18 protein-coding genes and 1 tRNA gene are annotated in these 22,904 nt (G+C 68.5%); 7 read left to right on the top strand and 12 right to left on the bottom strand.

Features of this window, described 5'->3' with window-relative positions:
- The first annotated feature begins 82 nt into the window (after positions 1 to 82).
- The 4 genes from ACIBK0_RS10975 to ACIBK0_RS10960 all read left to right on the top strand — a co-directional run bounded on the left by ACIBK0_RS10975 (position 83) and on the right by ACIBK0_RS10960 (position 6,422).
- Positions 83 to 634: a two-component system response regulator gene (locus ACIBK0_RS10975; RefSeq protein WP_399077942.1), complete on the top strand. Its 552-nt coding sequence runs from the start codon at positions 83 to 85 to the stop codon at positions 632 to 634.
- A gap of 94 nt (positions 635 to 728) precedes the next feature.
- A complete protein-coding gene (gene pepN, locus ACIBK0_RS10970) occupies positions 729 to 3,218 on the top strand; it encodes an aminopeptidase N (RefSeq protein ID WP_399077940.1) in 2,490 nt (829 codons plus the stop codon).
- A 415-nt stretch (positions 3,219 to 3,633) separates the two neighbouring features.
- Positions 3,634 to 5,004, top strand: coding sequence for a pyridoxal phosphate-dependent decarboxylase family protein (locus ACIBK0_RS10965; protein WP_399077938.1), 1,371 nt, complete (start codon positions 3,634 to 3,636; stop codon positions 5,002 to 5,004).
- On the top strand, positions 5,001 to 6,422 hold the full coding sequence (locus tag ACIBK0_RS10960; protein WP_399077936.1) for a lysine N(6)-hydroxylase/L-ornithine N(5)-oxygenase family protein: 1,422 nt from the start codon (positions 5,001 to 5,003) through the stop codon (positions 6,420 to 6,422). Before ACIBK0_RS10965 ends, ACIBK0_RS10960 begins: the two co-directional genes overlap by 4 nt.
- A gap of 168 nt (positions 6,423 to 6,590) precedes the next feature.
- Here the strand turns inward: ACIBK0_RS10960 and ACIBK0_RS10955 are convergent, their stop codons facing one another.
- On the bottom strand, positions 6,591 to 8,396 hold the full coding sequence (locus ACIBK0_RS10955) for a bifunctional metallophosphatase/5'-nucleotidase (protein ID WP_399077934.1): 1,806 nt from the start codon (positions 8,394 to 8,396) through the stop codon (positions 6,591 to 6,593).
- 138 nt (positions 8,397 to 8,534) lie between these two features.
- Here ACIBK0_RS10955 and ACIBK0_RS10950 point away from each other — a divergent pair, with 138 nt between their 5' ends.
- Positions 8,535 to 9,272: an SIMPL domain-containing protein gene (locus ACIBK0_RS10950; protein WP_399077933.1), complete on the top strand. Its 738-nt coding sequence runs from the start codon at positions 8,535 to 8,537 to the stop codon at positions 9,270 to 9,272.
- Positions 9,273 to 9,483: 211 nt separating this feature from the next.
- Positions 9,484 to 10,920 (top strand): pyruvate kinase, encoded by a 1,437-nt coding sequence (gene pyk, locus ACIBK0_RS10945; RefSeq protein ID WP_399077932.1) that lies wholly within the window; start codon positions 9,484 to 9,486, stop codon positions 10,918 to 10,920.
- A gap of 102 nt (positions 10,921 to 11,022) precedes the next feature.
- On the opposite strand, the gene ACIBK0_RS10940 is transcribed toward pyk, so the two are convergent.
- From ACIBK0_RS10940 to ACIBK0_RS10930, 3 genes are all read right to left on the bottom strand, one after another.
- Positions 11,023 to 11,448, bottom strand: coding sequence for an alkyl sulfatase dimerization domain-containing protein (locus ACIBK0_RS10940; RefSeq protein WP_399077930.1), 426 nt, complete (start codon positions 11,446 to 11,448; stop codon positions 11,023 to 11,025).
- Between the two features lie 9 nt (positions 11,449 to 11,457).
- Positions 11,458 to 12,246, bottom strand: coding sequence for a helix-turn-helix domain-containing protein (locus tag ACIBK0_RS10935; protein WP_399077928.1), 789 nt, complete (start codon positions 12,244 to 12,246; stop codon positions 11,458 to 11,460).
- Between the two features lie 86 nt (positions 12,247 to 12,332).
- A tRNA-Leu gene (locus ACIBK0_RS10930) sits at positions 12,333 to 12,416 on the bottom strand.
- Positions 12,417 to 12,518: 102 nt separating this feature from the next.
- Here ACIBK0_RS10930 and ACIBK0_RS10925 point away from each other — a divergent pair.
- Complete coding sequence (locus ACIBK0_RS10925; RefSeq protein WP_399077926.1) at positions 12,519 to 13,175, top strand: ANTAR domain-containing response regulator; 657 nt, start codon at positions 12,519 to 12,521, stop codon at positions 13,173 to 13,175.
- A gap of 79 nt (positions 13,176 to 13,254) precedes the next feature.
- Here the strand turns inward: ACIBK0_RS10925 and ACIBK0_RS10920 are convergent, their stop codons facing one another.
- The 8 genes from ACIBK0_RS10920 to ACIBK0_RS10885 form a co-directional block, all read right to left on the bottom strand.
- Positions 13,255 to 13,971, bottom strand: coding sequence for an ABC transporter ATP-binding protein (locus tag ACIBK0_RS10920; RefSeq protein WP_399077924.1), 717 nt, complete (start codon positions 13,969 to 13,971; stop codon positions 13,255 to 13,257).
- Positions 13,968 to 14,858 (bottom strand): ABC transporter ATP-binding protein, encoded by an 891-nt coding sequence (locus ACIBK0_RS10915; RefSeq protein ID WP_399077922.1) that lies wholly within the window; start codon positions 14,856 to 14,858, stop codon positions 13,968 to 13,970. Before ACIBK0_RS10915 ends, ACIBK0_RS10920 begins: the two co-directional genes overlap by 4 nt.
- Before the next feature lie 5 nt (positions 14,859 to 14,863).
- Positions 14,864 to 16,630, bottom strand: a complete 1,767-nt coding sequence (locus ACIBK0_RS10910) for a branched-chain amino acid ABC transporter permease (protein WP_399078035.1) — start codon at positions 16,628 to 16,630, stop codon at positions 14,864 to 14,866.
- Positions 16,631 to 16,635: 5 nt separating this feature from the next.
- Positions 16,636 to 17,568, bottom strand: coding sequence for a branched-chain amino acid ABC transporter permease (locus tag ACIBK0_RS10905; RefSeq protein WP_399077920.1), 933 nt, complete (start codon positions 17,566 to 17,568; stop codon positions 16,636 to 16,638).
- Positions 17,569 to 17,679: 111 nt separating this feature from the next.
- Complete coding sequence (locus tag ACIBK0_RS10900) at positions 17,680 to 18,900, bottom strand: branched-chain amino acid ABC transporter substrate-binding protein (RefSeq protein WP_399077918.1); 1,221 nt, start codon at positions 18,898 to 18,900, stop codon at positions 17,680 to 17,682.
- A 398-nt stretch (positions 18,901 to 19,298) separates the two neighbouring features.
- Complete coding sequence (locus tag ACIBK0_RS10895) at positions 19,299 to 19,961, bottom strand: hypothetical protein (RefSeq protein WP_399077916.1); 663 nt, start codon at positions 19,959 to 19,961, stop codon at positions 19,299 to 19,301.
- Between the two features lie 136 nt (positions 19,962 to 20,097).
- Entirely contained in the window at positions 20,098 to 20,559 is a 462-nt protein-coding gene (locus ACIBK0_RS10890) for a PaaI family thioesterase (protein ID WP_399077914.1), read from the bottom strand.
- A gap of 61 nt (positions 20,560 to 20,620) precedes the next feature.
- Positions 20,621 to 22,900 (bottom strand): FdhF/YdeP family oxidoreductase, encoded by a 2,280-nt coding sequence (locus tag ACIBK0_RS10885; protein WP_399077912.1) that lies wholly within the window; start codon positions 22,898 to 22,900, stop codon positions 20,621 to 20,623.
- Positions 22,901 to 22,904: the final 4 nt, after the last annotated feature.

Raw genomic sequence — 22,904 nt, 5'->3', positions numbered from 1 at the left:
CACTTCCCGCCACAACCACGGGCGCACCTCGTGAGTCGGAACGGGCAGAAGCTGGTATGTCCAAACGAGGGGACGTCGGGCCATGCCGTCTGATGCCAAGATCCTCATCGTCGATGATCATGAGGACACGCTGTACGCCCTGGAGAGCGCGCTGGCCCCGCTCGGCTACCAGGTGTCCCGCGCGACCAGCGGCGACGAAGCGCTCAAGGAAGTCCTGCGCGGCCAGGTCGGGCTGCTCCTCCTCGACGTGCGCATGCCCGGCGTCAGCGGCCTGGACGTCGTGCGCTACATGCGGCGCGTGGAGCAGACCCAGCACATCCCCATCATCCTGCTCACCGGCTTCGGCCCGGACGCCGAACTCGCCTCCATCGCCTTCGGCCTCGGCGTCGCCGACCTCGTCATGAAGCCCGTCGACCCCTGGGCGCTGCGCACCAAGGTCCGCTACCTGTACGACACCCACCGGCGCCACCGAGCCCTCGAACGGGAGCTGCGCGAACTGCGCGCCCAGGCCAAGGGGCACATACCGCCCGTCCCCGTCCCCGTCCCCGGCCCAGGCCTGCCGCACCCGGACACCCGTGTCCCCGGCCGCCGCGAGGTCCGCAACAAGAAGCTGGAGCAGGATCGCACCCCGTAGCCGACGCGCGCCTGCCCCCGCGGCCACCGTGGGACATAAAGCTCGTATCGGGCCACCTCTGTGCCCTGTCAGCAGCATCAGGCAGCATGGCCCCATGTCCGTACTGACGCGCGACGAAGCGCAGACCCGTGCCAAGCTCCTCGACGTCCACCACTACGGGATCGAACTCGATCTGACCCGCGGGGACGAGACCTTCGACTCCCTGACCGTCATCCGGTTCACCGTCCGCGCCGACGCGGACACCTTCGTCGAGCTGAAGCCCGCCGAGCTGCGCTCCGTCACCCTCGACGGGCAGCCCCTCGACCCCGAGACCCTCGTCGAGAACCGGCTGCCGCTCAAGGGACTGACCGCGGGCGAGCACGAGCTGCGCGTCGACGTCTCCATGCGCTACTCCCGCACCGGCGAGGGCATGCACCGCTTCACCGACCCCACCGACGGCGAGACCTACCTCTACACCCAGCTGTTCATGGAAGACGTCCAGCGTGTCTTCGCCGCCTTCGACCAGCCCGACCTGAAGGCCGTCTTCGACCTGTCCGTCACCGCCCCCGACGGCTGGACCGTCCTCGCCAACGGCGTCACCGAGCACCTCGGGGAGGGCCGCTGGAAGGCCGCGCCCACCCCGCTGATCTCCACCTACCTGGTCGCCGTCGCCGCGGGACCCTGGCACTCCGTCCGCACCGAACACCGCGGCCTGCCCTTCGGCATCCACTGCCGCCGCTCCCTGGCCCCCCACATGGACGCCGACGCCGACGAGATCCTCGACGTCACCCGCGCCTGCTTCGACCGCTACCACGAGAAGTTCGACGAGCCCTACCCCTTCGACTCCTACGATCAGGCGTTCGTCCCCGAGTTCAACGCCGGCGCCATGGAGAACCCCGGGCTCGTCACCTTCCGCGACGAGTTCATCTACCGCTCCGCCGTCACCGACACCGAGCGGCAGACCCGCGCCATGGTCATCGCCCACGAAATGGCCCACATGTGGTTCGGCGACCTCGTCACCCTGCGCTGGTGGGACGACATCTGGCTGAACGAGTCCTTCGCCGAGTACATGGGCTACCAGACCCTCACCGAAGCCACCCGCTTCACCGACACCTGGACCGACTTCGGCGTCGCCCGCAAGTCCTGGGGCTACGACGCGGACCAGCGCCCCTCCACCCACCCCGTCGCCCCCGACCCGGACGCCGTCCCCGACACCGCGTCCGCCATGCTCAACTTCGACGGTATCTCCTACGCCAAGGGCGCCTCCGCCCTGCGCCAACTGGTGGCCTGGCTCGGCGAGAAGGACTTCCTCGCCGGCATCAACACCCACTTCGCCCGCCACAAGTTCGCCAACGCCACCCTCGCCGACTTCATCGACAACCTCGCCTCCGCCACCGAACGCGATGTGCACGCCTGGGCCGACGCCTGGCTGCGCACCACCGGCGTCGACACCCTCACCCCCACGATCACCGCGGCGGCCGACGGCACCCACACCCTCACGGTGCGGCACGACGGCAGCCGCCCGCACCGCATCGCCGTCGGCCTCTACGACCAGGACCTCACCGGCGAGGGCCGCCTCACCCTGCGCGAGCGCCTCGACGTCGACGTACCGCAGGCCGAGCCGACGGCGATCGGCAAGCGCCCCGCCCTGCTCCTCCTCAACGACGGCGACCTGTCCTACGCGAAGGTCCGCTTCGACCCCGCGTCCTTCGAGACCGTCCACGCGGCCCTCTCCGGCCTGCCCGACCCGCTCACCCGGGCCGTCGTCTGGAATGCCCTGCGCGACGCCGTACGCGACGGCGAACTGCCCGCCATGGCCTACATCGACGCCGCCCGTGCCCACCTCCCGCACGAGACCGACCTCGCTCTCGTCCAGGGCGTCCTGTCCTTCGCGGCCGCCCACATCGCCGACCGCTACCTGGCGCCCGAGGAGCGCCCCGCCGCCCTCGCCACCCTCACCGCCCTGTGCCGCGACCTCATCCGCCGCACCGAGGACGGCTCCCACCCCGGACTGCGCCTCACCGCCGTACGCCACTTCATCGACGTCGCCGCCCACCCCGACACCATCAGTGCCTGGTTCTCCGAAGGCACCGTGCCCGGCGGTCCCGAGCTCGACCCCGAACTGCGCTGGCGCATCCTCGGGCGGCTCGCCGTCCTCGGCGCCGTCGACGACGCCGTCATCGACGCCGAACTCGTCCAGGACCCCAGCGCCACCGGCCAGGAAGGCGCGGCACGCTGCCACGCCGCGCTGCCCGACCCCGAGGCGAAGCGCACGGCATGGGAGGCGATGTTCTCGGCCGACGACCTCTCCAACTACCTCTTCACCGCCACCGCCCAGGGCTTCTGGCAGCCCGAACAGGCCGACCTCGTCCGCGAGTACGTCGAGCGCTACTGGCCCGACGCCGTGGCCGTCGCCGCCCGCCGCGGCCCCGCGATCGCCGAGGCCGCGGGCCGTTGGGCCTTCCCCGTCCACGCCATCTCCGCCGAGACCCTCGCCCTCGGCGAGGCCTGCCTCCGAGACGCCGACCCCATCCCGGCACTGCGCCGCAAGCTCGCCGACCAACTCGACGACCTGAAAAGGGCATTGCGGGTACGCGAGGCGTAGGGTTCCCGCCCACGCCCCCGGGCCCCGCTCAAAGAACTCCCAGTTGCCCGCGCCCCTTCAGGGACGCGGGCAACTGCGCGGCCAGCCTCCACCCACCCTCAGCCGAAAGCTGCACGGGACGGGCAGGGCCGGCGGGGGCGAACAAAACCCACCGCATCCACAGGCGGCCGGCGGTCATCGAACAGCAGGTCTGCGACAACGGGCCCACAGTGGACCCACTCCTTCGGCGCCCCACGTCAATACGAGACGTCAACCCGGCCCGGGCGCAAGACATCTAGCACCTTCGCCGACCCAACACGTTTCCTCCGCACGGCAGTACCCCCTTTTGGGTCGGATCGTTTCCTATACGGGCGCGCAGACCCCAAATGCGTACACCCTTGGATTCCCCGCGCCGCGCGCCCACCGGAGGACCCCCATGAGCACGCCGCCCCTCGCCTCAGGCCCCGAAGGTCCCGGCGCACTGCGGCCGTTGCTCGAGACCGTCCTCGACGCACTCCAAGAGGGCGGCGCCGCCCGCGGAGGACCACTGCCCGCGGGGGGACCCGAGGCGGTGGCACGGCGCGTACGGGACGCGGTCGGCGACGTACTGCCCCGGCAGGGCGGCGAGGACGCCCTGCACATCCTCGTGCGGGCCCTCGCCGAGGGCGCCGCCGACCCCGCAGACCCGCTCTGCGCGGCCCACCTGCACTGCCCACCCCTCGCCGTCGCCACCGCAGCCGACCTCGCCGCCTGCGCCCTCAACCCGTCCCTTGACTCCTGGGACCAGGCGCCGGCCGCCTCGGAGCTGGAGGCCCTCGTCACCAGGGCACTGGCCCACGAGGTGTACGACGCGCAAGGCGCCGCCCTCGTCACCACCGGCGGCACCGAGTCCAACCAGCTCGCCCTCCTCCTCGCCCGCGAAGCCCACGGCGGCGTGCAGCTCGTCTGCGGAGCCAACGCCCACCACTCCCTGCACCGAGCCGCCTGGCTGCTCGGCCTGCCCGACCCCGTCGTCGTCCCCGCCCCTGCAGGAACGATGGACCCGGCCGCCCTCGACGAAGCCCTCACCGAGTTGCACGGCCCGCGCGGCTCCTTCGTCGTAGCCGCCACCGCGGGCACCACCGACGCAGGTCTCATCGACCCGCTGCCCGACATCGCCGACCTGTGCGCCGCCCACGGTGCCCGCCTCCACATCGACGCCGCCTATGGCGGAGGCCTCCTCTTCAGCGACCGGCACCGCGCCCGACTCGACGGGCTCGGCCGCGCCCACACCGTCACCCTCGACCTGCACAAACTCGGCTGGCAGCCCGTCGCCGCCGGACTCCTCGCGGTACGCGATCCCAACGACCTCGCCGTACTGGAACACCGCGCCGACTACCTCAACGCCGACGACGACACCGAGGCAGGCCTCCCCGACCTCCTCGGCCGCTCCCTGCGCACCACCCGCCGCCCCGACATCCTCAAAATCGCCGTCACCCTCAAAACCCTGGGCAGGGACGGCATCGGCGCCCTCGTGGACCAAGTCTGCGCCCGCGCCGGAGAGCTGGCCGACCTGATAGCCGCCCACCCCGGCTTCGAGCTCTACGACCGGCCGGTCATCAGCACCGTCCTGTTCCGGCCCGCGGGGGCCACCGACGACACCATCGCCGCCGTACGCCGCACCCTCCTGCACGAAGGCCGCGCCGTCCTCGGCCGCGCCGCGCTCGACGGCCGCCTCTGGCTCAAAGCCACGCTCCTCAACCCCTACACCCGGCCGGGCGACCTGGCCGCGCTCCTGAAACTGGTGGAAGGACACACACCCCGATGAGCCCGACGCCCACCCCTCCACGCCCCGCCGCCGAAGCACCCCGCGACCTGGTGGGGATCGGCATCGGCCCCTTCAACCTCTCCCTCGCCGCCCTCGCCCACCCCCTCGTCGAACTCGACACCGTCTTCTACGAACAACGCCCCGGCTTCGACTGGCATCCCGGCCTCCTCATCGACGGCGCCACCCTCCAAGTTCCCTTCCTCGCCGACCTGGTGACCCTCGCCGACCCCGTGAACCCGTGGTCGTTCCTCAACTACCTCAAGGCCCGCGAACGCCTCTTCCCCTTCTACTTCGCCGAGCGCTTCCACATCCAGCGCGCCGAATACGACGCCTACTGCCGATGGGTCGCCGACAGCATCCCCGGACTCCACTTCGGCCACCAGGTCGACGCCGTCCGCTGGAACCCCGAACGCGCCCTGTTCGAAGTCGACTTCACCCAGCTCGGCACCGACGGAGAAGCCCAATCCCTCGGCCGCTCCTACACCCGCAACATCGTCCTCGGCGTCGGCACCGCCCCGCACATCCCCGAACCCCTCAAACCCCTCGTCGAAGCCCCGGGCGTGCCCGTCATCCACGCCTCGGACTACCTCAAACACCGCGAGCAGTTCCTCACCGCCGAACACATCACCGTCATCGGCGCGGGGCAGTCCGGCGCCGAAGTCTTCCTCGACCTCCTGCGCAACCGCCCCTCGGGCCGCGAGAAGATCCACTGGCTCGCCCGCACCGAAGCATTCGCACCCATGGAGTACTCCAAGCTCGGCCTGGAACACTTCACCCCCGACTACACGCGCTACTTCCACGCCCTCACCGAACCCGTCCGTGACCGGCTCGTCGCCGCCCAATGGCAGCTCCACAAAGGCATCGACGCGGACACCATCGCCGCCATCCACGACGAGCTCTACCGCCGCACCCTGCACGGCGGCTGGCCCGACGCCGTCCTCACCCCCGCCGTCACCGTCCGCACCGCGGGCCGTGTCGCCACCGCCAAGGTCGAACTCCACCTCGAACACGGCCAGCAGGGCGCCCGCTCCCGGCTCACCACCGACGCCGTCGTCCTCGCCACCGGCTACCGCGAACGCCCCCTCGGTCAGATCCTCGCCGGACTCGACCCCTATCTGCGCCGCGACGGCAGCGAACGCCCCCGTATCGACGACCAGTTCCGCCTGGTCCTCGAACCCTCCGTCGCCGGTCACGTCTACGTCCAGAACGCCGAACTCCACACCCACGGCGTCGGCGCCCCGGACCTCGGCCTCGCTGCCTGGCGCAGCGCCACCATCCTCAACTCCCTCACCGGCAAGGACCCCTACCCGCTGCCCGGCCGAACCGCCTTCACCACCTTCGGACTCGAACCGCGCCCGCAGGTCCCACCCGCACGCCGGACGACCCCGGCCCTCACCTCCCTCGTCGAGGGACGGTAAAACGCCGGCGGGCGCGGAAGACGCCCGTCGGCGACGAGGCCGCCCGGCGTGCGACTCAGCAACCGCTACGGCAACGCGCCCCTGGACATCGCCGGGGCGCGCGTCGCCGGACGGACCGCTCTGGAAACGGACCGCTCTGGAAACGGACCGCTCTGGAAACGGACCGCTCTAGAAGACGGGCGTGCCGTCCCGCGTCAGCTTCCAGTCCACCGAAGCGAACTCCTTCGGGTCGAGCGTGCCCTTCGCGGTCACCCACTCGGAGATCCGCGTACGGATCTCCGTCGACTCAGACCACACCTCGGTGGCCGAAGCGACATGCGGGAAGGCACCGCCGCCATTGGCGCGGTAGTTGTTCACCGCCAGCACGAACTGCTGCGCGTCGTCCAGCGCCGCGCCGTTGTAGGTCAGGTTCTTGATCCGCGAACCTTCCGCCTGCGCGATGTCGATGTCGTACTGAAGACCCGACACGTAGTCGTAGTTGTAGTCCGGGCGGTTGTTCGCGTTCGTCAGCTTCTCCACGTCGATCGTGGCGTCCGCCGCCGTCTGCACGAAGTAGTTCGCCGAGTACTCCAGGTACGCCCGGATCTGCGCCCCCGTCATCACCTTCGCGACCAGTGTGTTGTCGTACACGTACAGGCTCGACAGATCCCGGATCGTCACGTCGCCGGCCGGAATCTCCGACGTACGGGAGAACGGCGACGCCTGCGCGATCACCGGCAGCGACGCGTACGCCGTGCCCGCCAGCGCCGCCTTGACCACGTCCTCCTGCACCTTGGTGATCAGGTCGATGATCGGGGCGTCCTTGTACCGCGCCTCCACCGTCGTCAGCGTCTGGGTCGCCGTACCGACCACCTGGTTGACGTACGCCACGACCACGTCGTGCTCGTCCTTCAACAGCTTGGTGATCTTCGGGTCGTCGGCCACCGAGTTCGAGTTGCGGACCGCCGCCGCCACCGACGCGACCTGCCACTTCCCCTTCTCGAGGACCAACTCGAAGTCGAATACCGACAGCCGCTCCGCGTACGCCAGCGGCTCCGACAGCACGACCGTCCTGCCGGTCGCCGCGTTGGTGACCTTCAGCTCGGGAATCTCCACATGCGCGTGCCCCACGAGAATCGCGTCGATACCCGGCACCTGCTGCGCGACCAGCGCCGCCGAGTTCTCGACGTACGGCAGCTGATCACCGTACGACGAGGTGCCCGACGAGCCGGAGTGCGCCGACACGACCACGACGTCCGCACCCATGGACCGCAGCTTCGGCACCCACTTCGCCGCCTGCTCCTCCAGGCCCGGGAACGTCAACCTGCCCTGGACGTAGGCCTTGTCCCAGATCGCGATCCCCGGGTTCGTCAGACCGAGGACCGCCACCTTCACCGGCGGGGCGCCCGGGACGTGGAACTTCTTGATGAAGTACGGAGGGAACGCCGGCTTCAGCGTCTTCGCGTCCAGCGCGTTCGCGCCCAGCAGCGGGAAGCGACACTGCGACTCGAACTTCCGCAACGTCTCGATGCCGTAGTTGAACTCGTGGTTGCCGAGCGCCGCGGCGTCGAACCCGATCGCGTTCATCGCCTGCGCCATCGGGTGGACGGGACCGCCCTTGGCGGTGATCGGGTCCACCTTCGCGTAGTAGTACGTCAAAGGAGTGCCCTGGATCGTGTCGCCCGCGTCCAGCAGCAGCGTGTTGCAGCGGCCCTTCTCCTTGCGGATCTCGTTCACCAGCGTCGAAATCCGCGCAAGACCCTGCGCGTTGCCCGCCTTGTCCGTGTACTCCGCGTCCTTGAAGTAGTCCCAGTTGAAGACGTGGCCGTGCAGATCCGTCGTGCCCATCACCGTCAGCGAGTACCGCTTCGGGGACTTCTTGCCCCCCGAGACCTCGGCAGCCCGCGCCGCCGGAGCCGCGGCCGCCCCGGCGAGCGCGACCCCCGCACCCGTCACGGCGGACTTCTTCAGGAACTTCCGGCGGTTCAACGGCATCTCTGTGGCTCCTCGGGAAAAGGTCAACGACGCGCGTAGATTCTGGCCCAACAGCCAACCCCGCAACAGGTCCAGGAGGTTTCGATCTGATGACCTGTGAGCGCCACAACCGGCCCTCCCGGTGACAGAGTGGGACGTATGGCCCCCACCGCGGACTCCACCTCACAAGAACCCCAACCCGCCGTCCCCTACGGCACACCCGAATCCCCGCGCATCGCCGTGCGAGGCGAAGCCCACCTCGAAGTCGACCCCGAGATCGCCCGCATCGGCATCACCGTCGAGGCCCACGGCCGGGACCGCCGCGAAGCCCTCGCCGATCTCACCCGCCGCAATGCCGCCGCCCTCGACCTCGTCAAGTCGTACGGCGACGCAGTCGAACGCCTGGAAACCGGCGCCTTCTCCATCAGCCCCGAACTCAGCAGACGCGGCCGCGGCGAACGCGTCCGTACGTACCACGGCCGCGTCCACATCAGCGCCGAACTCACCGACTTCACCGCACTCGGCGAACTCACCTCCGCACTCGCGGACCGCGACCTCACCCGCGTCGACGGCCCCTGGTGGGCCCTGCGCCCCGACTCACCCGCCCACCGCACCGCCAGGCAGCAAGCCGTCCGGGAAGCCCTCCAACGCGCCCGCGAATACGCCGAGGCGCTCGGGACCCACCTCTCCGCCCTCGTCGAACTCGCCGACATCGGCGCCGAAAGCACCCCACCGTATGCGTTCGAAGCCCAGGCCTCCCGCGCCATGCGCACCAGATCCGCCTACGGCGGCGGCCCCATCGAGGACGAAGCCGCCGCCCTCGACCTCGAACCCCAACGCCAACACGTCTACGCCCAGGTCAACGCCCGATTCACGATGGCGCCGCCGCAGTTGTAGAGAAAGTGACGGTCGGTGACCGACTGCTTCTCCTGTGCGGGCTCGCGCAGGTGAATGGATAAATGCGACCGAGGTGTGCCCAAATCCCGTTCTGCTCATCGGAGCGCACCCTCGCACAATTCAACAGTTGTCAATAGCTCTTCACGCAAAGGTTGTTGGGTAGTCACGTCCGACCAATTCTCTACCCGCCGGTAAGGCCTAGGCTCGAACCATGCGCCGAGCAAAAATCGTCTGTACATTGGGCCCCGCCACCGACTCGTACGACCAGATCAAGGCCCTGGTCGAAGCCGGAATGGACGTAGCCCGCTTCAACCTCAGCCACGGCACCTACGCCGAACACGAGGAGCGCTACCACCACGTGCGAAAGGCCTCCGACGAGACCGGCCGCAGCGTCGGAATCCTCGCCGACCTTCAAGGCCCGAAGATCCGACTCGGCCGCTTCAGCGAAGGCCCCGTACTCCTTGAACGCGGAGACACTTTCACCCTCACCGTCGAAGAAGGCGTCGAAGGTGACCGCCAGACCTGCGGAACGACCCACGAAGGGCTCGCGGCCGACGTCACCCCCGGTGAACGCATCCTCGTCGACGACGGCAAAGTCACCCTAGAGGTCACCGCCGTCGACGGCCCCCTCGTCCACACCACCGTCGTCGAAGGCGGCATGGTCTCCGACCACAAGGGCCTCAACCTTCCCGGCGTCGCCGTGTCCGTCCCCGCCCTCTCCGGCAAGGACGAAGCAGACCTCCGCTGGGCCCTCCGCACCGGCTTCGATGTCATCGCACTGTCGTTCGTCAGAAGCGGCAAGGACATCCACGACGTCCACCGCATCATGGACGAAGAAGGCCGCCTCCTCCCCGTGATCGCCAAGGTGGAGAAGCCCCAGGCCGTCGACAACATCGACGACATCGTCGCCTCCTTCGACGGCATCATGGTCGCCCGCGGCGACCTCGGCGTCGAGATGCCCCTGGAACAGGTCCCCATCGTCCAGAAGCGCGCCATCAAGCTCGCCAAGCGCAACGCCAAGCCGGTCATCGTCGCCACCCAGATGCTCGACTCGATGATCGACAACTCCCGCCCCACCCGTGCGGAAGCCTCGGACGTCGCGAACGCGGTCATCGACGGCACGGACGCGGTGATGCTGTCCGGGGAGACCAGCGTCGGCAAATACCCCGTCGAGACGGTCAGGACCATGGCGCGGATCGTGGAGGCGGCGGAGGAGGACATCCTCGCCAAGGGTCTCCCGCCCCTGACCGAACGCAACAAGCCCCGCACCCAGGGCGGCGCCGTCGCCCGAGCCGCCGCCGAAATGGGCGACTTCCTCGGCGCCAAGTTCCTCGTCGCCTTCACCCAGTCCGGCGACACCGTCCGGCGCCTGTCGCGCTACCGTTCGCCCATCCCCCTGCTGGCCTTCACCCCGGCCCAGGCCACCCGCTCCCAGCTCAATCTCACCTGGGGCGTCGAAACGTTCCTCGGCCCCCACGTCGACTCCACCGACGCCATGGTCGACCAGGTCGACGAACTCCTCCTCAATTACGGCCGCTGCCAGAAGGGCGACATCGTCGTCATCACCGCAGGCTCCCCGCCCGGAGTCTCCGGCTCGACGAACCTCGTACGCGTCCACCACATCGGCGAGGACGACAGCCCCAAGTAGGACGACAGTCCCCAGTAGTTCGCAAAGCGGGGCCCTTCTCAAGGAGAGCCCCGCTTGGGCATTCCTACGGCGTGACGGTGTTGAAGTCCGCCGGCGTCACGATCACCGAGAACAACTCGGGGAGCGGCGCCCTGTCGCCGGAGGTCGGAATCGACCGCAGCCCCTACCGGCCAACAGCCGCAACAACTGGGCTTCGGCCGCTCGGCAATGGGCTCCGCGAAAACTCGAGGATTGAGCGGAGTCGCCGCAAAACCGCAGATCGCCATCCCGAATGAATCCCCGAGCCTTCGAAACAGCGGTCGGCACCCCGCCCGATGCCTTCACATACCGCTTCGCCTCCGCGACTGGCGGATGCTCCCACAAATGCGCGGGATTCCCATCGAACCAGCCCAGGTGACGCTGATAAATACCCTTCACGTGATGGCTCGGAGACCCGTAATAACCCCGGTTCGCCCACACCTCGGCAAGCGCCGGAGGCAGCACGAACTCCTCCGCGCTCTCCCACCCGGGCGAGCGGTGACGGGTCATATTGCGGGGTCAGTACTTGGGGCCTACGTGGGTGTCCATGAGGGCGACGGAGGCCTTCTTGGCGACGGAGATGTTGTAGGGGCTCCCGTTGCGGGTGCTGTGGGTCCATTGGATGCCGAGCTTGTCCAAGGTGTCGGTGTAGAGCTGGCGGATGTCGTCGGAGACGTTGGTGAAGAAGTACCGGGGGTACTCGTAGCGCTTGCGCTCACCGCCGACGAGACGGGTCGTCCAGTTGGTGATGCGGCAACCGTCGGAGTGGATGAGCCCGCGGATGAACTCCCACGGGTGGACGTCGACGATGGCTTGCTGCCAGGGAACGAGGTCGATTCGGCGCTCGTGTTTCTTGCCGGGGCCGTGCTGAGGGAAGAGGCAGTGCAGGTGTTTCGAGTAGACCTTCACGTTGCTGCAGCCGGTCCTGCGGACGCGGCACACGGCGTTGTCAGGAAAGACAGCGCGCATGGCTCGCTCGCAGCCGTCCATCAGACCCGACCACGATTCGGTGCAGGTGATCATGAGATTGGGCACGCGGTGCTCGGAGTAGCGGCTGATGTGGCCATCGCCTAGATACAGACCGAGCAGGTAGCTGTACGAAGGTGCGTCCAGGTCGCGTCCGTCGCATCGGGGGCACTTCGGGTCATGCTTCCCTGGACACTCGCCGCGTTTCGCGCGGTCGATGTGCTTCCAGTAGCCAACCGTGCCGAGTGGGACGTTGAGCTTCCGCGCTACGTCTGCGTTCCCGGTACCGCCGCGCAGCAGCGTGAGTGCCTTCTGTCGCACCTCTGTGCCGTGAAAGTTCATGCGAGCACTGTGTGTCACTGACCGTGACCCTGTGCACGAAAAAGCGGATGTTCACGAGAACGCGAACCTCCGCTTCTTCCTGAAGGTGCCCGGTGTGGGATTCGAACCCACATGCCCAAAGGGCACGGCATTTTGAGTGCCGCGAGTCTGACCAGTTCCTCCAACCGGGCAAGTTGTGGAGCTGTCGGGAAGCATACCGGGTGACCAGAGCTCCCTGCAGCTAGGTAGGCTCTTGAGCAGCAGCACTGCCCGGCCCGTAACGAGGAGCCCCCGTGACCGCCCCCGAGTCGCCCCAGCCCGTAGACGCGCCCGACGACGACAAGTCGCACGTGCCTCCGCTGACGACCCGCGTCGTCATCGCTGAGGACGAGGCGCTGATTCGTCTCGACCTCAAAGAGATGCTGGAGGAAGAGGGGTACTCCGTCGTAGGCGAGGCGGGCGACGGTGAGCAGGCCGTCGAGCTGGCCCGGGAGCACAAGCCGGACCTGGTGATCCTCGACGTGAAGATGCCCAAGCTGGACGGGATCTCGGCGGCGGAGAAGATCGCCGAGGAGTCCATCGCCCCCGTTCTCATGCTGACCGCCTTCTCGCAGCGCGACCTCGTCGAGCGTGCGCGCGACGCCGGCGCCATGGCGTACCTCGTGAAGCCGTTCAGCAAGAGTGACGTCGTACCGGCGATCGAGATGGCCGTGTCGCGGTTCACCGAGCTGAAGGCGCTGGAGAAGGAGATCGAGGATCTCACGCAGCGCCTGGAGACGCGGAAGCTGGTCGACCGTGCGAAGTCGGTGCTGCAGACCGAGTACGGGCTGACCGAGCCTGCCGCGTTCCGGTGGATTCAGAAGACTTCCATGGACCGTCGTATGTCCATGCAGCAGGTCGCCGAGGCAGTCATTCAGGACGCCGAGGAGAAGAAGTCCGCGAAGGGCTAGTTCCAGCCCCGCTGCACAGCGAGAGAGGCCCGCGCCCCCCTGACAAGGGCGCGGGCCTCTTCGTATCCCCGGAGTGAACTCAGTCCTCGCCGAGGTACGCCTTTCGTACGGACTCGTCGTGCAGCAGGTCCTGCCCGGTGCCGGAGAGGACGATGTTGCCGACCTCCATGACGTGTCCTTGGTCGGCGAGGGAGAGCGCCGCCTGGGCGTTCTGCTCGACGAGGAGGATGGTCGTGCCGGAGGCCTTGAGTTCGGCGATGGTGGCCATGATCTTCTGCATCATGATCGGCGAGAGGCCCATGGAGGGTTCGTCGAGCATGAGCAGCTTGGGCTGGGACATCAGGGCGCGTCCCATGGCCAGCATCTGCTGTTCGCCGCCCGAGAGGGTTCCTGCCGCTTGCTTACGGCGCTCGCCCAGGATGGGGAAGAGGTCGTACGCGCGCTGGATGTCCTTCTCGATGCCTGCCTTGTCGGAGCGCAGGAACGCGCCGAGTTGGAGGTTTTCGGCGATCGTCAGCCGGGGGAAGATGTGACGTCCCTCGGGGGAGTGGGCGAGGCCCAGGGCGACGATCTTGTGGGCGGGGACTCCGGAGAGGGGTTGGCCGTCGAAGAGGATGCGGCCTCCGCTGGGCTTGAGGAGCCCGGAGAGGGTGCGCAGGGTGGTCGTCTTGCCGGCTCCGTTGGTGCCGATGAGGGTGACGATCTGCCCGGCCTCGACGGTGAAGGAGATGCCCTTGACGGCTTCGATCTTGCCGTAGGCGACCTTGAGGTCTTCGACCTCCAGCAGTGCGGTCACTGGGCGGTTCCTTCCTTGCTGGTGCTGCTCTGCGCGTCGTTGGCGTCGGAGGCTTCCGCGGCCTCGGCGGCTTCGACTTCGGCGACTTCGTCGTCGCCCGGGGCGCCTTCGAACGGTTCACCGAGGTAGGCGGCGATGACGCGTTCGTCGCCCTGGACGACCTCCGAGGTTCCCTCGACGAGCTTTTCGCCCTGGACGAGGCAGGCGACGCGGTCCGACAGGTTGAAGATGAAGCGCATGTCGTGCTCGATGACGAGGACGGCGATGCCCCGGTCGCGGATGGCGAAGACGAGTTCTTCGGTCGCCCGCGTTTCTTGGGGGTTCATGCCGGCGGTGGGTTCGTCGAGGAGCAGGAGGCCGGGCTCGCTGGCCATGGCGCGGGCGATTTCGAGCTTGCGCTGTTCGCCGTAGGGGAGGTTGCGGGAGAGGTGGTCGGCCTTGTGGGCGAGGCCGATGAACTCCAGCAGTTCCATGGCGCGTTCACGCGAGGCTGCCTCCGCCTTGCGGAAGCCCGGGCCGCGGAGCAGGGCCGACCACAGGCCCTCCTTCGTCCTGGTGTGGCGGCCGACGAGCACGTTTTCCAGGACGGTCATGTTGGCGAAGAGCCGGATGTTCTGGAAGGTGCGGGCGATGCCGGCGCTGGTGACCAGGTGCGGCTTGGGCGGGAGGACGGTTCCTTTGTAGGAGACCTTGCCCTCTGTCGGCACGTACAGGCCGGTCAGGCAGTTGAAGAAGGTCGTCTTGCCGGCGCCGTTGGGGCCGATGAGGCCGACGATCTCGCCGGTGTTGACGGTGAGGTCGACGCTGCGTACGGCGGTGAGGCCGCCGAAGCGCATGGTGACGCCGCTGGCTTCGAGGACGGGCGTGGGGGCTGTGGTGGTGGTCATGTGGGTCACGCCCCTGCCTTGGTGACGCCGACGGTGCTGTCGGGCAGGCCTTGTTCGGGGATGTCGAGTTGGCCGGTGTCGTGGAATTCGAGCTGGCGGCGGCGGTTGGCGATGATGCCCTCGGGGCGGAAGCGCATGAGGATCACCAGCGCGAGGCCGAATGCCAGGAGCTGGTACTCCTTGAGGAAGCTGAGCTTCTCGGGGAGGAGGTAGAGCAGCGTGGCGCCGAGGATGGGGCCGTTGACGGTGCCCATGCCGCCGAGGACGACCGCGGCGAGCAGGAAGGCGGAGTTCGGGGGCACGGAGCCGGCGAACTGGTACGGGGCCGGGTTGACGCTGTATCCGACGTGGGCGCTGACCGTACCGGCAAGGCCTGCGAGCGACGCACCCAGCGCGAAGGCGATGAGCTTGACGCGGAAGCCGTTGATGCCCATGGCGGTGGCGGCGGTCTCGTCCTCGCGGATGGCGATCCAGGAGCGGCCGATCCGGGAGTCGGCGGCGCGGTTGAAGACGAGGACGACCAGCGCGGTGATGAGCAGCATCAGCAAGAAGTAGTTCGCGAAGCGGCCGAGGGTGACTCCGCCGACGTCGTGGGTGCTTCCGAAGTTGAACCCGAAGATCTTGAGGTCCGGGATCATGGAGATGCCGTTGGGGCCGTTGGTGAGGTTGGGCCCGGAGGAGCCGTCCATGTTGTTGACGGAGATGCGGAAGATCTCTCCGAAGCCCAGGGTGACGATGGCGAGGTAGTCGCCGCGCAGTCGCAGGGTGGGGGCGCCGATGAGGACGCCGAAGACGAGCGATGCGGCCATACCGGTGAGCATGGCGGCCCAGAAGGGGAACTGGACGCCGGAGAAGCGGGAGAACTCGGAGCCGGAGACGAGGGCCGCGGCGTAGGCGCCGACGCCGAGGAAGGCGACGTATCCGAGGTCGAGGAGTCCGGTGAGGCCGACGACGATGTTGAGGCCGAGGGCGACGGTGGCGACGACGAGGATGTTCACGCCGAGGTTGGCGTTGTGCTCGTTGTTCTCGACGAAGGGGAAGATCGCCGCGGCGAGGAATGCCATGGAGGTGGCGAATCCCTTGTGGCGGGCGTTGAGTTCGGCGAAGCGGTCGAAGAGTCCGGCGGTGAGCAGGGCCCAGGTGCCGAAGATGATCAGGAGCAGGTAGCCGAGGAACGTTTCGCTTGCGTCGGGGTCGACGCCGATGCCGTAGGTGAAGACGATCAGGGCTACGACGGTGGCGCCGGTGATGACGAGGCGCTCGCCCCAGGCGGGGAGCTTGGCGGCCGGGGGGATGTTGTCGGGCTTGCTGACCCAGTCCTTGAAGGTGTCGCCGGGGCTGGGGAGTGCCAGGGCGCCGAGGAGGGCGACCAGGGAGCCGACGGCGGCGATGTAGGCGCCGGGGTCGAGGGCGACGAGGCCCTTGAGGTCGACGGCGATGGCGATGGCGCTGAACCAGCTGACCGCGAACGCGGAGGCGGTGGCGAGGACGACGGGCTGGGTGGCGCCTGCCGGGTTGAGCCAGCCGAGGCCGCGGACGCGCCAGAGGGTGAGCGCGAAGAGCAGGGTGAGGGCGCCGGCGACGAGGTCGAGGATCTGGAGTCCGGCCGGGGAGCCGTAGTAGGTGAGGTCCCCGGGGAAGTCGGACGTGTAGGTCCAGGACATGAAGGTGCTGGCGATGGTGGCGAGGGCGCCGATGGCGATGAGGGCGCGGGCGGCCGTCTGGGGGAGTGCGATCAGTCCGCGCTCTGCCGTGTTCTCGATGGTTGCCATGGTGCTCACGCCCTGTCCGCGACGCGTTCGCCGACCAGGCCTTGTGGCCTGAACAGCAGTACGAGGATGAGGAGGACGAAGGCCCAGACGGAGGACCAGCCGCCGCCGCCGAGCTGCTGCATGCCGGGGATGCCGTCGATGTAGCTGGTGGCCATCGTTTCGGCGAGGCCGAGGACGAGTCCGCCGATCATGGCGCCGTAGATGTTGCCGATGCCGCCGAGGACGGCTGCGGTGAAGGCCTTGAGACCCATCTGGAAGCCCATGTCGTACTTCACCGTGCCGTAGCGCAGGCCGTACGCGACGGCTGCGACGGCGGCGAAGAAGCCGCCGATGGCGAAGGCGATGACGATGATGCGGTTGGTGTCGATGCCCATGAGCTGGGCGGTGTCCGGGTCCTGTGCGGTGGCCTGCATGGCGCGGCCGGTGCGCGAGAGGCGGACGAAGAAGGCGAGGGCGGCCATGCAGATGGGGGCGGCGATGATGACGAAGACGGAGCCGCTCTGGACGCTGACGGAGCCGATGTGCCAGGGACCGAAGGGGAGTTGCGGGAAGTTGATGTCGGTCTTGGCGTCGGGGTACCAGTTGAAGACGGCCTGCTGGAGGGCGAGCGAGAGGCCGATGGCGGTGATCAGTGGTGCGAGGCGTGGTGCTCCGCGAAGTGGTCGGTAGGCGAAGCGTTCCGCCCCGACGGCGATGAGGACGGCGACGAGTCCGCCGCCTATCAGCATCGCTGGAAGGGCTATCCACATGGATGTGCCGTCGGGCAGGACGTAGAGGTAGACCGTGAGTGCGCCGAAGCCGCCGGTCATGAAGATCTCGCCGTGGGCGAAGTTGATGAGCTGGACGATGCCGTACACCATCGTGTAGCCGATGGCGATCAGCCCGTACATCGAGCCGAGGAACAGCCCGTTGGCCAGCTGCTGCGGCAGGGTGTTCACCGCATGGCCTCCATGTGGTGGGGAGAGTTGAGCAGGGCGTATGAAACGGGCCGCGCGGTGACGGGTGGTCTGGCCGCGCGGCCCTTGGGTGGTGCTAGCGGCAGGTGGAGATCAGCCGTTGAAGGTGCCGCTCTTGACGGCCTTCCACTTGCCGTCGACGACCTGGTAGACGGTGAGCTGCTTGTTGGTGGTGTCGCCGTACTGGTCGAAGGAGACCGGGCCGGCGATGCCGTCGAACTTCGTCTTCTGGACCTCGTCCACGATCTTGGCGCGGGCGCCGTCGGGGATCTTGCCGTCCTTCACGACGTTGCCGATGGCCTTGATGATGGCGGTGGCGGCGTCGTAGGAGTAGCCACCGTAGGTGCCGTAGTCGCCCTTGAGGCCGGAGGCCTTGTACTTCTTGATGAACTCGGCGGCGGAGGGCAGGGAGTCGACGGGCTGGCCGACGGAGGTGACGAGGTCGCCTTCGGAGGTCTTGCCGGCGGTCTCGATGTAGGTCGGGGTGAACATGCCGTCACCGCCGAAGAGCGGGATCTTGGCTCCGCCGTCCTTGAGCTGCTTGGTGAGCTTCTCGGACTCGTCGTACTGGCCGCCGTAGTACACGAGGTCGGCCTTGGCGTTCTTGATCTTGGTGACGAGAGCCGAGAAGTCGGTGTCGCCGGTGTTGACGTGGTCCTCGCCCGCGACCTTTCCGCCCGCCTTGGTGAAGCCGGCCTTGAAGAGCTTGGCGAGGCCGGCGCCGTAGGTCTGCTTGTCGTCGACCACGAACACCTTGCGCTTCTTCAGGGTGTTGTAGGCGTAGTCGGCGGCGAAGCCGCCCTGGAGGGCGTCGGTGGTGGCGGTGCGGAAGTACGTCTTGAAGGGACGCGACTTCGAGGTCTGCCAGTTCTTGCCCTGGGTGAGCTCGGGCGCCGTGTTGGACGGCGAGATCTCGACCAGGTTGGCGGTGGCGAAGACCTGCTGCATCTGGGTGGCGACGCCGGAGTTCAGCGGGCCGACGACACCGAGGACCTTGTCGTTCTGGACGAGCTGGGTGGCGTTCTGCTGGCCGGAGGCCGGGATCGCCTTGTCGTCGAGCGCAACGACCTTGAACTTCACGCCGGGAACGGTGTTGTTCTTGTTGGCGTCGTCGACAGCGATCTGGACGCCGCCCTGGATGCCGAGGCCGGTGGCGGAGTTCTGACCGGTCAGCGGCGCGTCCACGCCGATGATGATCTCGGTCTTCTTGCTGCTCTTGCTGTCCCCGCTGTCGTCGCGCGAGCCGCAGGCGGTCAGCGTGAGTGCTCCCGTAGTGAGCACGGAGGTGAGTATGACCAAAGAACGCTGTCGCACGTTGAATCCTCTCCCTGGCGCGGCACCCCAGGGTGGGGGCCGTGAGTCTCGCCGGGCCGTACTGGGTGGTACAGGCCGTGCAGTAGACGCGCCCGGCGGCGCGGTGACTGGCCGTGACTATAAGCGCAGGTAGGGGGAGCTCACAGGAGCCTAAGGAAGGCTGTGACGCTCTTGTTATGCGGGGGATGTCCTGGCGGGAACAGAATGGTCAATTCGGGCATTTCAGGATGCAGTTCGAGGATGTTGCTACCTGTTCGCATCGTGAGAACGCCCTGTTCCGGTTCATGGGGCAGAGCGGGTTCGGCTGTTGTGGCTGTGGGCTGGGGCATTGCGTCACACGCGGCGCGGAGGGTCGTGGGGCGCGAGCATTGCTTCATTACGGCAGAGGTAACCCACTGTTACCGGCGTGTGAGGCCGCGCCAAGTGTCCCGGTCGAGAGAAGTGGGCGCGGGGGAGGCCGTGTTGGGGAAGCAGGCGGCGCGCAGGTCGGTCCACAGGTCGCGCGGGTAGGTGCCGCCAAAGAGAAAGCTCTGCTGCTGCCGTGCGGTCCTGTTGCTGAGGAGCAGGTCGAGGTGGGGGAGGTCGAGGGCGGGCGGCAGGGCGGCGCACTTGTATACGGAGATGCGCACGGTGATCAGGCGGGGAGACCCGGCCTTCACTGTCAGTGGCAGTGGGGGTGTGGTGGTGGCGGCCAACTCGGGTAGTCCGGGGCCGACTTGGTGGACGGTGACGGGACTGCCGCGGGCGACGTCGATCTCGAACCGGTAGGTCGCGGAGGTGGGCCCGCGGCCCTTGTAGTGGAGGGTGGTGACGCCGGCGGGCCAGGGGTAGGGATTCGGGGTGGCCTGGGTGACCGGGCTCGGGTGCAGGGTGAAGAAGGTGCCGGTGGCAGCCGCGGCGACGATCAGGGCCTGCAGGAGGCGACGGCGGGAGCGGGGGAGCGCCGCCCAACGGGTGGTGGCGGGCGCGGATTTCGACCACAGCAGGTCGGTCGGGGAGTCCTCGTGAGGGCCGTCGGTGTCATCGGGGTGGTACGGCTCGACGGGCCCGATGCCGGTCATGCTTCACGCTATGCCGGAGCGTGGGGCTCCGCCAATGCCCGCTCGCGCCCCGGGGCACCGCGCGGCGGGTGCCCCGGCGCTTAGGGAGGCGGGCGAACTCCCGCACCGCGCACCGGGGAGCGGGTGCCCTTCGACGTCAGTGGGTGGGCGCGTCCTTGAGGACGCAGGTCAGGCGGGCGCTGCAGACGCGCTTGCCGTCCTCGTCCGTGATGGCGATCTCGTACGTCGCCGAGGTGCGCCCGCGGTGTACGGGTGTGGCCACGCCGGTGACCAGGCCGGAGCGCACTCCGCGGTGGTGCGTGCAGTTCAGGTCGACGCCCACGGCGATCTTGGAGCTGCCGCCGTGGAGCATGGCGCCGACGGAGCCGATGGTCTCGGCGAGGACGGCGGAGGCGCCTCCGTGCAGCAGGCCGTAGGGCTGGGTGTTGCCCTCCACCGGCATGGTGCCCACGACGCGGTCCGAGGAGGCCTCGACGATCTGCACGCCCATGCGGGCGCCGAGGTGGCCCGCGGAGAACAGCGCGGGCAGGTCGACGCCGAGCGCGGCGTACTCGTCGATGACCTCTTGCGGGAACTTCACGGTGTGCTGCTCGCCCATCGGGCCCGGCTCCGTTCGTCGTGGATCGCTTCGTCGTGGATCACTCTCACTGAGCAAACGCTCAGTCGGTTGCTGATTGTTCCAGACGTACGACGACGGACTTGCTGGCAGGGGTGTTACTGGTGTCGGCGGTCGCGTCCAGCGGGACGAGGACGTTCGTCTCCGGGTAGTAGGCGGCCGCGCAGCCCCGCGCGGTCGGGTAGTGCACGACGCGGAAGCCGGGCGCACGCCGCTCGACGCCGTCCGTCCACTCGCTGACCAGGTCGACGTAGGAGCCGTCCGAGAGCTTCAGCTCACGCGCGTCCTCGGGGTTGACGAGCACGACCCGGCGACCGTTCTTGATCCCCCTGTAGCGGTCGTCCAGGCCGTAGATCGTGGTGTTGTACTGGTCGTGCGAGCGCAGGGTCTGCAGCAGCAGGCGGCCCTCGGGGAGCCTCGGGTATTCGACGGGAGCGGCCGTGAAGTTGGCCTTGCCGGTGGCCGTCGGGAAGCGGCGCTCGTCGCGCGGGGCGTGCGGGAGCGCGAAGCCCCCGGGGTGCGCCACGCGCGCGTTGAAGTCCTCGAAGCCGGGGATCACGCGCGCGATGCGGTCGCGGATGGTCGCGTAGTCCTTCTCGAACTCCTCCCAGGGCGTACGGGATTCGTGCCCGAGGACCCGGCGGGCGAGTCGGCAGACGATGGCCGGCTCGGACAGCAGTTGCCCGCTCGCGGGCTCCAGACGGCCGCGTGAGGCGTGCACCATGCCCATGGAGTCCTCGACGGTCACGAACTGCTCGCCGCTGCCCTGGAGGTCGCGCTCCGTGCGGCCGAGGGTCGGCAGGATCAGGGCACGCGCGCCCGTGATCGCGTGTGAGCGGTTCAGCTTCGTCGACACATGCACGGTGAGGCGGGCGCGGCGCATGGCCGCTTCCGTCACCTCGGTGTCGGGCGACGCGGAGACGAAGTTGCCGCCCATCGCGAAGAAGACCTTCGCCTCGCCGTCGCGCAGGGCGCGGATGGCTCGTACGACGTCGTAGCCGTGCTCGCGGGGCGGTGCGAACCCGAACTCCTTCTCCAGGGCGTCCAGGAAGGCGGGGGCGGGGCGCTCGAAGATGCCCATCGTGCGGTCGCCCTGCACGTTCGAGTGGCCGCGCACCGGGCACACGCCCGCGCCGGGGCGGCCGATGTTGCCGCGCAGCAGCAGGAAGTTGACGACCTCGCGGATCGTCGGCACGGCGTGCTTGTGCTGGGTGAGGCCCATCGCCCAGCACACGATGGTGCGCTCGGAGGCGAGGACCATGCGGAGGGCCTCGTCGATCTTCTCGCGGGTGAGGCCGGTCGCGGTGAGGGTCTCGTCCCAGTCGGCGGCGCGGGCGGCGGCCGCGAACTCCTCGTACCCATGGGTGTGTTCGCCGATGAACTCCTCGTCGACGGCGCCTTCCGTGTCGAGGATGAGCCTGTTCAGCAGGCGGAAGAGGGCCTGGTCGCCGCCGAGGCGGATCTGCAGGAACAGATCGGTGAGGGCGGCGCCCTTGAGCATGCCCTGGGGGGTCTGCGGGTTCTTGAAGCGTTCGAGGCCCGCCTCGGGCAGCGGGTTGACCGTGATGATCTTCGCGCCGTTCGCCTTGGCCTTCTCCAGGGCCGACAGCATGCGCGGGTGGTTCGTGCCGGGGTTCTGCCCGGCGACGATGATCAGGTCCGCCTTGTAGAGATCGTCGAGCAGGACGCTGCCCTTGCCGATGCCGATGGTCTCGGAGAGGGCCGAACCCGAGGACTCGTGGCACATGTTCGAGCAGTCCGGCAGGTTGTTCGTGCCGAGCTCGCGGGCGAACAGCTGGTAAAGGAAGGCGGCCTCGTTGCTCGTGCGCCCGGAGGTGTAGAAGAGGGCCTCGTCGGGGGAACCGAGGCTCTTCAGGTCCTCGGCGACGATGTCGAAGGCGCGCTCCCAGGTGACCGGCTCGTAGTGGTCGGCGCCCTCGGGGAGGTACATGGGGTGTGTGAGGCGGCCCTGCTGGCCCAGCCAGTAGCCGCTGCGGGTCGCGAGGTCGGTCACCGGGTGCGCGGCGAAGAAGTCGGGGGTGACCCGGCGCAGGGTGGCCTCCTCGGCGACCGCCTTCGCGCCGTTCTCACAGAACTCCGCCGTGTGCCGGTGCTCCGGCTCGGGCCAGGCGCAGCCCGGACAGTCGAAGCCGTCCTTCTGGTTGACGCGCAGCAGGGTCAGCGCGGTGCGGCGCACACCCATCTGCTGCTGTGCGATGCGCAGGGTGTGCCCGATGGCGGGCAGCCCGGCTGCGGCGTGCTTCGGCTCGGCGACCTGCGGCGCGTCCTGAACCGGATCGCTTTTCGGCGGCTTGCTGGCCATCGCT

The organism is Streptomyces sp. NPDC050564, from assembly GCF_044457265.1.
GTDB lineage: Bacteria > Actinomycetota > Actinomycetes > Streptomycetales > Streptomycetaceae > Streptomyces.
Note: the sequence above shows the minus strand (reverse complement) of the source record. Positions and strands in the feature narration are given on the sequence as shown.

Excerpts from the sequence above, each read along its gene's own strand:
- ACIBK0_RS10975 (WP_399077942.1), top strand. The coding sequence starts at position 83 with ATGCCGTCTGATGCCAAGATCCTCATCGTCGATGATCATGAGGACACG.
- pepN (WP_399077940.1), top strand. The coding sequence starts at position 729 with ATGTCCGTACTGACGCGCGACGAAGCGCAGACCCGTGCCAAGCTCCTC.
- ACIBK0_RS10940 (WP_399077930.1), bottom strand. The coding sequence starts at position 11,448 with ATGACCCGTCACCGCTCGCCCGGGTGGGAGAGCGCGGAGGAGTTCGTG.
- ACIBK0_RS10955 (WP_399077934.1), bottom strand. The coding sequence starts at position 8,396 with ATGCCGTTGAACCGCCGGAAGTTCCTGAAGAAGTCCGCCGTGACGGGT.
- ACIBK0_RS10910 (WP_399078035.1), bottom strand. The coding sequence starts at position 16,630 with ATGGCAACCATCGAGAACACGGCAGAGCGCGGACTGATCGCACTCCCC.
- ACIBK0_RS10950 (WP_399077933.1), top strand. The coding sequence starts at position 8,535 with ATGGCCCCCACCGCGGACTCCACCTCACAAGAACCCCAACCCGCCGTC.
- ACIBK0_RS10885 (WP_399077912.1), bottom strand. The coding sequence starts at position 22,900 with ATGGCCAGCAAGCCGCCGAAAAGCGATCCGGTTCAGGACGCGCCGCAG.
- ACIBK0_RS10890 (WP_399077914.1), bottom strand. The coding sequence starts at position 20,559 with ATGGGCGAGCAGCACACCGTGAAGTTCCCGCAAGAGGTCATCGACGAG.
- pyk (WP_399077932.1), top strand. The coding sequence starts at position 9,484 with ATGCGCCGAGCAAAAATCGTCTGTACATTGGGCCCCGCCACCGACTCG.
- ACIBK0_RS10895 (WP_399077916.1), bottom strand. The coding sequence starts at position 19,961 with ATGACCGGCATCGGGCCCGTCGAGCCGTACCACCCCGATGACACCGAC.
- ACIBK0_RS10915 (WP_399077922.1), bottom strand. The coding sequence starts at position 14,858 with ATGACCACCACCACAGCCCCCACGCCCGTCCTCGAAGCCAGCGGCGTC.
- ACIBK0_RS10935 (WP_399077928.1), bottom strand. The coding sequence starts at position 12,246 with ATGAACTTTCACGGCACAGAGGTGCGACAGAAGGCACTCACGCTGCTG.
- ACIBK0_RS10965 (WP_399077938.1), top strand. The coding sequence starts at position 3,634 with ATGAGCACGCCGCCCCTCGCCTCAGGCCCCGAAGGTCCCGGCGCACTG.
- ACIBK0_RS10960 (WP_399077936.1), top strand. The coding sequence starts at position 5,001 with ATGAGCCCGACGCCCACCCCTCCACGCCCCGCCGCCGAAGCACCCCGC.